At 37.3% G+C, this 8,686-nt stretch carries 5 protein-coding genes; 3 read left to right on the top strand and 2 right to left on the bottom strand.

The window, feature by feature from the left end; genetic code table 11:
* The first annotated feature begins 44 nt into the window (after window positions 1–44).
* From ACTTJ8_RS07580 to ACTTJ8_RS07570, 3 genes are all read left to right on the top strand, one after another.
* Window positions 45–311 carry a type II toxin-antitoxin system Phd/YefM family antitoxin gene (locus tag ACTTJ8_RS07580; RefSeq protein ID WP_442720797.1) on the top strand — a complete coding sequence of 89 codons (267 nt, stop codon included), beginning with the start codon at window positions 45–47 and terminating at the stop codon, window positions 309–311.
* Window positions 301–615, top strand: a complete 315-nt coding sequence (locus ACTTJ8_RS07575; RefSeq protein ID WP_442720794.1) for a type II toxin-antitoxin system RelE/ParE family toxin — start codon at window positions 301–303, stop codon at window positions 613–615. Before ACTTJ8_RS07580 ends, ACTTJ8_RS07575 begins: the two co-directional genes overlap by 11 nt.
* Window positions 616–1,134: 519 nt before the next feature.
* Window positions 1,135–1,539 carry a TaqI-like C-terminal specificity domain-containing protein gene (locus ACTTJ8_RS07570; RefSeq protein ID WP_442720796.1) on the top strand — a complete coding sequence of 135 codons (405 nt, stop codon included), beginning with the start codon at window positions 1,135–1,137 and terminating at the stop codon, window positions 1,537–1,539.
* Between the two features lie 14 nt (window positions 1,540–1,553).
* Here ACTTJ8_RS07570 and ACTTJ8_RS07565 read toward each other — a convergent pair whose 3' ends face one another.
* Entirely contained in the window at window positions 1,554–4,889 is a 3,336-nt protein-coding gene (locus ACTTJ8_RS07565) for an Eco57I restriction-modification methylase domain-containing protein (protein ID WP_442720793.1), read from the bottom strand.
* Between the two features lie 42 nt (window positions 4,890–4,931).
* Window positions 4,932–8,651 (bottom strand): helicase-related protein, encoded by a 3,720-nt coding sequence (locus ACTTJ8_RS07560; protein WP_442720792.1) that lies wholly within the window; start codon window positions 8,649–8,651, stop codon window positions 4,932–4,934.
* Window positions 8,652–8,686: the final 35 nt, after the last annotated feature.

The raw sequence follows: 8,686 nt of genomic DNA, 5'->3' as shown, positions 1-8,686 counted from the left end.
AGCTTCAAAAAAACATTTACAAAGCTGTTTAAAATATATGGAAGATTAATATGCCACAAATAGTACCAATTCGCGACTTAAAAAATACGAGTACGATTTCAAATCTTTGTCATGAAACAAATGAGCCGATTTTTATAACAAAAAATGGCTATGGTGATATGGTTATTATGAGTATGGAAACATATGAAAAAAATGCTTTTTTTAATGATCTTTATGATAATTTGGAAGAAGCAGAAATGGATTTGCAAAACGGCAGGGTTTCTGGTATTGATGAGGCTATAGAGGAGATAAAAAGTCGATATGATTTATGATGTTCAAATCACTGATAAGGCAAAGAGAGATTTGAATGAAATTATAAAATATATAAAAGAAATACTTGTAAATCCAGACGCTGCATCAAGTTTATTAGATTATTTTTTTAGACAAAAATCCTTTTTAGCTGAAAATCCATATATGTTTCCTCGATGTTCTATTTTGAAATTACATAAGAAAGGTTATCATCGTTTTATATTTAAGAATAATTATATAGCATTATATTTAATTGATGAAAAGAAAAAGATAGTTACTATAATGCATATTTTTTATGCAAAACGTGATTATGGAAAATTATTATAAATACCTAACACCCGCTTCAACCTGACATTGCGGCAAAGCCGCAAATGCAGGTTAAGCGTTAGTTGAACGGACGCTGCGCATCCGTTCAACGGGCGGCGGAACCTCCGCCTGTCGTCCGGCGCACAGCGCCGTCCAACATGCGGATTAAGCTGACGGCGAAGCTCAAAAACCTTACGGCTTTCTCGCTTCTTGCAGCTTATCCGCCGCCCGTTATGTGGACTGTGGAGTGATACAATAAAAGTGCAGTGCCAAAATTGCCGAAAAAGAGAGGAGGCAAGGCAATGAAACGGTACGATGAGAACTTTAAAATCGAGGCATTGAAGCTGTCAGACGAGATCGGAGTGAAGAAAGCGTGTGAACAGCTTAACGTGAACTATGGAAGGTTTATTTTCAGCCGCTGAAATAGCGCGGCTGAAAAACACTGTGAGTTTGCCGTGCGGCAAACGTCACGGATTATATAAGCGCGTTCCGCGCACGAATGCAACAGTCTTCGAGAATTGATATTCTCTCAACTGTTGCATTTTAAGGGACGATTTTTCTAAACCAAAACTTATCTGGACAGATATCGCTTGTAAGCCATCTTTTGTTTTTTCAGATAAAGAAATATATTTCTTAAATACTGCTTATATGTTAAGTGGAAATCATTTATCCTATCTACTGCATATACTTAATTCAAAATTAATAACTTTCTATTTTATGCATACAGCAACGGGGCTAGGTGATAAAGGACTAAGATTATTCAAGATATTTGTTGAAAAAATACCAGTTCCATTATATAGAGATTCTAGTTTACAAAAAATCTTAGATTCCTATAAACAACACATAAGTTCAGAAACTCAGCAGAAAAAGATAAATGAGTTAGTAAATCAGGTATATAATTTAAATACAAAAGAAATAGAATATTTAAACACTCAAAACATTTAAATTATTATTTTCAATTAGTTTATTTCGCCAAAGCCGACAGCTCTTTGTTCTGGTGAATTTAATTTATAGAGGTCGAAAATTAGTTTATCAAGTAACATTGCCTTAGCGTTGGTATAATTATCTTGAATATCTTTTATAGCCTTTAGGTAGATGTTTTCTATTTCTGTATTAACCGGCACAACAGGAATAGTTTCAAAAAAAATTTTACTTAATTCGCGTGTACCACCTTGTAATTCAGGAAAATTATCTCTAAAGCAATACTTAAACAGAGAGGAATTAAAGAATGCTGTTAGAAAGCCTATATATTTACCCGTAATAATAAAACATTTTTGATTAACAAAAAAATTCTTATCGTCAAATAAAAAAGGTAAGTATTTAGTCATGTTTGGATAAATGATCTTCGGTTTAGAAAAATCGTCCATATATGTACAATTTCGTAAATTATACGGGGTTTTTCCACGGTCATCTCTGATGGATATTTTATCCCAATATTGATCTAAGTGAGCTTTGACAGCTGGATAGTCATCAATATTTATAGGAGGAATACCTTTTTCTCGGATACCATTATGTACATTGAGCAGATAAGTATCTACAAAATCATATCCATACCGTTTTATATCTCTGCCGCGAAGAATCGGGCGTATAATCTCAGCACTTTTAGGACATTTTTTTATCAGTTCATCACGCTTTTCTTTGTTTATAATGAACGCATCATTGCAACCGGTTAAAATACCTCGATATATTTTTATGTCCCACTCTTTGAGCGGTCTTCCGACAGCTTCAATTTTCTGTTTAATACGCTGTTCTATATCGGAAAGAATAACCCAGCTATTACCATTTTTGGGAAATTCGATTGAGTGGACAGATTGCTGCACAGAGCCTCTCCTATTTTCTAGGCAATCCAATCCTCCTCGCAAGGCACAGGTACTTTGCGTATATGCAGCCTTTTGCAGTAATAAGATATTCACATCAACAGTGGCATTTTCAAAAACCTTTTCTCCTGCTAAGTCAATGAGAATTTTTGGTTGACTTTGCTCCGCAAAATATTTACGGCTGGTTTCTCCATATCCTGCCCGCATCCATTTATTTGAGGTGATATAACAGAGGTGTCCCTTCTTCTTAAGCAGAACGATACCTTTTTCATAAAAGAGTTGATAAATATCACCCATGCTACTAAAAGTATTAAACTTAGCTTGTCTATACAGTTTTGCTAATTTTCCGCCCTCATCTTGTAATTGTATATACGGCGGGTTGCCGATCACAATATCAAAACCGTTGCAATCAGCCGGTCGATTAAATACCTCACTAAACCATGTATGCCATAAAAAGAAAGAAGAGTTGCTATCAATCGGTATCTTTTTTAGATCGGCGAGTTTGTCGTGCTCTTTACTCCAGCCTTGCTCACTGAGTAATGCATAAACGAGTTGGGAAATATGTTGTTTCATAGTCTGTTTTGACTTATGTGTTTTAGGCTGATAATAATCGCTGATAGCAGTTTGTAGAGTCTTTATGTTTTCTTCCGTAGTGCAAAAGAGATCCTTTTTATTCTGGTGTAGTAAGTTTTCTAAAGAGATACCCTCATAACTTTCCAACAAGCTGTTTCCTTGCATTATTTTATAGTCAAGATTAGGGAGTGGAAGCGGTATTTTTTCATCGACGATGATCGCAAGCCAAAAACGCAGACGTGCTATATCAACGGCACCTTTCTCAATATCAACTCCGTAGATATTTTCACGCACAATCTCTTTTTTAATGCGTGAGCGATTTTCTTCGTCGGCGCTGTCTCTTTCCAGCAGTATTCTGCACGCAAAAAGTTCATTCAGCATGCCCATCGGGAAAGCCCCAGAACCAACCGCAGGGTCGCAGATTTTGATGTTTTTCAATGCGGATAAAACAGTCTCTTTGTCTTTTATCGTTTGTATGTCATGATTTAAGACCAAATTACGCATCGCCGGTTCATTTTGTGTTTCTTCTGTAAGATATGCAATAAGACTTTCTCGGCACATATATTGTACAATTTCTTTCGGCGTATAGAACGCCCCCTTATCCTTGTTGTCTTCCAGCAGGTTTTCAAAAATTTTCCCGAGCATTTCAGGGTCTACACCGACTTCCCGGTCTTCAGGATCGGTTTCATCAATCGTGAAATTATACCGAGCAAAAAAATCCAAGAGGCCGCAGCTTGCATTATACGGATAGTCATCGTTTTGACTGCTGCGAAAAATCCGTTCGGTCTCTTTTTGCGAAGGGTTGCCGAATAAGGCTGCCGGGAAAACAACGGGAACATCGTCTTCTATATCCTCTTCAAAAAGTCCGCCGTTTAAATACGGTACCTTGCCGAAACGAGTAAGTAATATGTTATCCCACCCTTTCTGCGCAAAATGCTTTTCTCGATCTTCCGGATTGGTATTCAGCATACCGAAAAAGAGCGGATCAAGTACCGTAGCAAGGAAATTATTTTGTTGCTCAGCAGTTGAGCGTTCAAAAAGATGTTGTAAATAATCCCTGTCGCCGTCATTCCAGTTATCGTCCGAACAACCAAGCCATCCTTTTTTCTGTAAAAATTGAATAAAGACCAGCCGCCCCATCATCTTTTTGATATAATCACGAACTTTCTTTTCTGCCTTTTGTTCATCTCCACTACAGATTCGCTGAAAGTGTGCAAATATTTCCGTATGTACTTTTGCTCCGGCTACAACTCTATTTTCATACCCCGCTTTCCCTTTTGCTCTGATATAACGTTTACCGGTAATGTATTGCACAAAGTCTTCATAAAATACCTTATATTCGGCAAAAAACTCTTTACTCAACGCTTCCACACTGAATGCATTCTTTAAATCCGATAGAGTGATTATGCGTTTATTTTTATCTAAATCAAGTTCTTCAAATCGTTTTACGATTGTGCGGGAGGGGATGCCTTTGCCTACGATATAAGTATACCGTTTTGCTGGAGTAGAATTTTTTGCAGAATCTCGTTTTTCTACATAAGAAAGGCGCCAAGAACGATTTATAACATTTTGATAGTGAAATATGATGAACGCACCTTCGAATTGTTCGATATATTGCCTAACGATTGACTGTATCCCAACTTTACTTTGAGCAAGCTTTTTATTATCACTAACAGTTATATCAAAAACTTTTAAATCGCTGCCAGACAGATCAAATGTTGCCGAATGTTTTATTTCTTGGATATTTGCTTGTGCGGCTTTTTCTTTGACTGTTTTATCATCGGTAAGCACATCATAGCCCTGCCTATAATCACCTAAGAGGGGATGCAATATCTCAGTTAAAAATATGTCAATCCCACACCAGTCATTGCTAAAAATATCTTTTATACGTTTGTTTTCAGACATCGGTTGCACCGCCTATAAGGTTGTGCTCATTAAATGTCTTTTTTAATCAGCACTTTTTGTTATATAAAAACCTGCATAAATATAGACATTATTGCTATTAACATTTCGATTATCGGAAATCATACCGATCCCCTTAAGAATCTTCGCAGTGAGTTCTTCTTCTGTGACAGGAATAAGAAGCTCTGTGCTTTTTAGCTGCTCTATTTCCGACAATACAGTATTTAATTTTTTTGCCAATGAAATATTGCCTTTTTTAATGGAAGCGATGGCATTTCCAATAGCTGCCACTGCTGCCTGAGAAAGTTGCTTCTTATTTATTAAACCGGTAGCTCGTTCCAGTACTGCTGTAGCGTCTTTAGTGAGCCTTTTTGCTTTTGACAGCTTTGTGCTAAATTTACGATAGGCAAGTAATGCAGCTTCTCTGATTTCTTTCGTATTGTTGGGAAGTGTTTTCGATAAATCGGAGGGAGTACAATGGCATACATCAAAAATTTCTATCGAACTGATAATTTCAGTAGTTAAATCAGGCATAACTTTTACATATACGCATCCAGATTTCTCTTTCTCTTTAAGTGCAAAATATGCTAAGCCACCGGTATTCGGTATAACAGGCACAATGGCTTTCTCTTTTGCTGTTGTACATTGTTCAATAAATGTATAGCGGTTTGGGTACCACGCTTTAAAGTTTTTAAGTTCAGCAATATATTTTTCCTGCGGTGAAGCTTCTCCATCGAGTACCTTTTCAAAATTCCCTTCACTTAATTCTTCATCTGTGCTGAATATTTTTGAATCGCCGCCAAACATCGTATGAAATGCTTGTAATTTTGTATATGCGTTCTGTATAAGGTGTATTTGTTGATCGCCTTGTGCAGAAGGATAAAAATTGTATACATAAATATCAGAATTTTGAGAGCCGATTCTATTTACGCGTCCAATTCTCTGAATAAGCCGTGTAGCATTCCATGGTGTGTCATAATTGAGGATAGTATTTGCACGGTGTAGATTGATTCCTTCCGCTAGAACTTCTGTGGTAATAATAACGTCATAATCATTTTTTTGTTTTGCGTTTTCACAGTTTGCATCAAAATTTACTTTGATGATTTCTTCCATATTATCTCTGTTTTCTGCTGTAATTACCAACGGTCTTTTTTGTGTGATATTTTCAACAGCGCGGCTCAAAGCCGTAATCGTCCGAATTGCTTCCGAAAAAATAACAAGCTTATGAGGTTTATTTCTTTCTTTACAAAACAATCCGTTTGATTCTTTTAAGGTGTCTTTAAAGCGGTCAAGTTTAGGGTCATAATCGTTTTCATCCCATCGATTAACCAGCGCTGTTATTTTCTGTAGATCAGCTTTTACATAATCAATGTATGATGTCCCGTCCACATTATTCGTTTGAAAATGTGCTCGGGTGTATTCAGCATTTTGCTTTTTAGTATTACACCCTGTATCAGTTAATATTTTAATTTTCTTACGGATATCATCAAAGCAGGTCTCCAGCGTTATTGTTTTATCAGGATTGTTCGCTTGCTTCTCTGTGATATTTAATTCTTTATTTACATCGATCTGTGGACAAATAAAAATACAATTTGCTTCCCACATTGTGATCATATTTTGCGTATACCGTTGAAAGTTCTTGAGCGATTCTTTAAAAGCGGCAAAACTACTTTCCAATCGTTTGACGAGTAGAATTTGCATAATTCGTGCAAGCTGATTTGAAGCACGTTGTGCTGTCATATTACGACCGGAATATCGTGTTTCATAGGTTGGATCCAAAAACGTGATTGCTCTATATCGATAATAGCCAAGTCCGGATTCCGTACCGAAATCATTTTCTTCGATAGAGGGTGCAATAATATTCATAGTATCATTAAAAAGAGCAGCAAGTTTTGTGTCCATTGAATAATAAAGATTGTCCGGGCCATGTACGATTGGAAAGCGTAACTCACTATTATAATGTTCTTTAATATCAGTTCTGGTTCGGCGCACTAAAATATCGCTGAGTACTTTTTCGCGCACTTCCTGTGAAAGTCGTATTAATGCTTCTCTCCGTTCTTTTTCCGTCGCATTATCGTCTGTCGGAGCATTGGACTGTGATTCCTTTTTTTGTCGAATAAGAGCTGTGTAGTCACGGTTAATGGTACTGAAAAACTCCTCTAAATTCCTGCCGGGAATTTTTTCAAAAGAAGATTTTTTCGGCTCATGTTCAAAAAGGTACAGTTGGTTTTGAATATCTCGTGGACTATTGTTTTGAATTGTTGCGGAAATTAAGCCGATAAACGGGTAATATCCTGTCTGCACGTGTACTGTTTCAAGATATGCCATTAATGTTTTATACATCTCCGTATTATTGTTACGAAATTTATGGCTTTCATCTATTAAAATAAGACCGTAATGTGTATATATTTCATCCGACTGTTGTTTATTTTTTGCCGGTATACCTTTATTCGGATTGGAGACAGCTGATGAAAGTACATTCATAGCAGGTGTCTTATCAGTCAGAAATATCTCAATATCTTCAGCATCGCTCATGTCTTCAGCCGAAAAATCAAACTCTGTAATTAAGCGCTCGTTTTCTTCATCTGAATACAATGGAGTCAGAGTGTTATCCGTTTGCTTGCTTGCTTCAAAAAGGTGATTAAGACTTCCGGTTGTCATAATCGTGATATGTGTTTCAATCTTATCAGTACGGTTTTGATCGAATTGACGAATCGTATGTTTCCATGAAGAAGCAATAGCCGGCGGCGCGATTACCAGTACATTACTGCTGCGTTCCAAGTCTTTTGCAATTTCAATAAAATACTTTGCAATCAGAATACCGACAATAGTTTTTCCCAGTCCTACAACATCTCCGAGCGCAAACCCACCATGTTGCAGCATATATGAATAGCATTGCTGCACAGCGCTGAGTTGATATTCCAATGGTTGTATCGATTCGGGTAGGTAGCCCGTAAGGATTGATTTGAACTGCGTATTTGTCAGCATCCCAAATTTATCCTGTAATAATTTTATGTAGCATTCGTATGGAGTTAACTCATCAGGATTTTGTCCTATCGGCATTTGCGGTTGAGCATGTGCTATCTCCGATTTCTTTAAGACCTCCTCCAAAAACGCTCGTGTCCAATCGGATGCTAATACCCATTTTTCATTGAACCATGTAATATGCCCTTTTGAAAGATTTATCCCGTCCGGCTTTGCCGAAATTATTTGTGTAAGTGTTTCAAGGTAATTCAGTTCGGAATTTTCTTGTAAGCCTTTTTGGGTAAAATTACTACTGCCGATAATCCCGTATGCGATGCCGGTTCCGTATAAAATATAACACTTGGAATGGAAAAACTGCCGCTTATCATCCTCGCTTATGCCGCGGAAAATACGTATCTCTATTTTCGGGTCATTGAGGCCTGTATGTTGTTCTTTGCAAAAATCCAGTAAAAGCTGTACAGCGGGGATGTATTCAGATTTTACCTTTAAATCGGCAAGATCGGTTTTGATAAAATCCTGCGGATAGTCGGCATCCTTATATTTGACATCGGCACTGTACTGTGCAAAAAGATACGGGTCTTTCCCGATAAGAATCCGCACGCGTGTATCTGCCGACCGCTCTAAGAATGCTCGAAGTTCTGCTGCAATCAGCTGTGTGCCCGGAATGTCCCAGTACCCTGTTGCAATGTCGATGTGGGTAATGCCGGGTATGGAGATGAGTTTTTTAAGCGTATCAACAAGTTTTAAGTTTTCGGAGTTATCAATCAGTGTACTGTGCATGGGTATAAGTTTTCCTTACATAACAGAGACAAAAG

It is taken from the genome of Treponema sp., assembly GCF_052169735.1.
GTDB lineage: Bacteria > Spirochaetota > Spirochaetia > Treponematales > Treponemataceae > Treponema.
The sequence above is the reverse complement of the archived record's forward strand: the minus strand, read 5'-3'. Positions and strand labels throughout refer to the sequence as shown.

Excerpts from the sequence above, each read along its gene's own strand:
- ACTTJ8_RS07565 (WP_442720793.1), bottom strand. The coding sequence starts at position 4,889 with ATGTCTGAAAACAAACGTATAAAAGATATTTTTAGCAATGACTGGTGT.
- ACTTJ8_RS07575 (WP_442720794.1), top strand. The coding sequence starts at position 301 with ATGATTTATGATGTTCAAATCACTGATAAGGCAAAGAGAGATTTGAAT.
- ACTTJ8_RS07560 (WP_442720792.1), bottom strand. The coding sequence starts at position 8,651 with ATGCACAGTACACTGATTGATAACTCCGAAAACTTAAAACTTGTTGAT.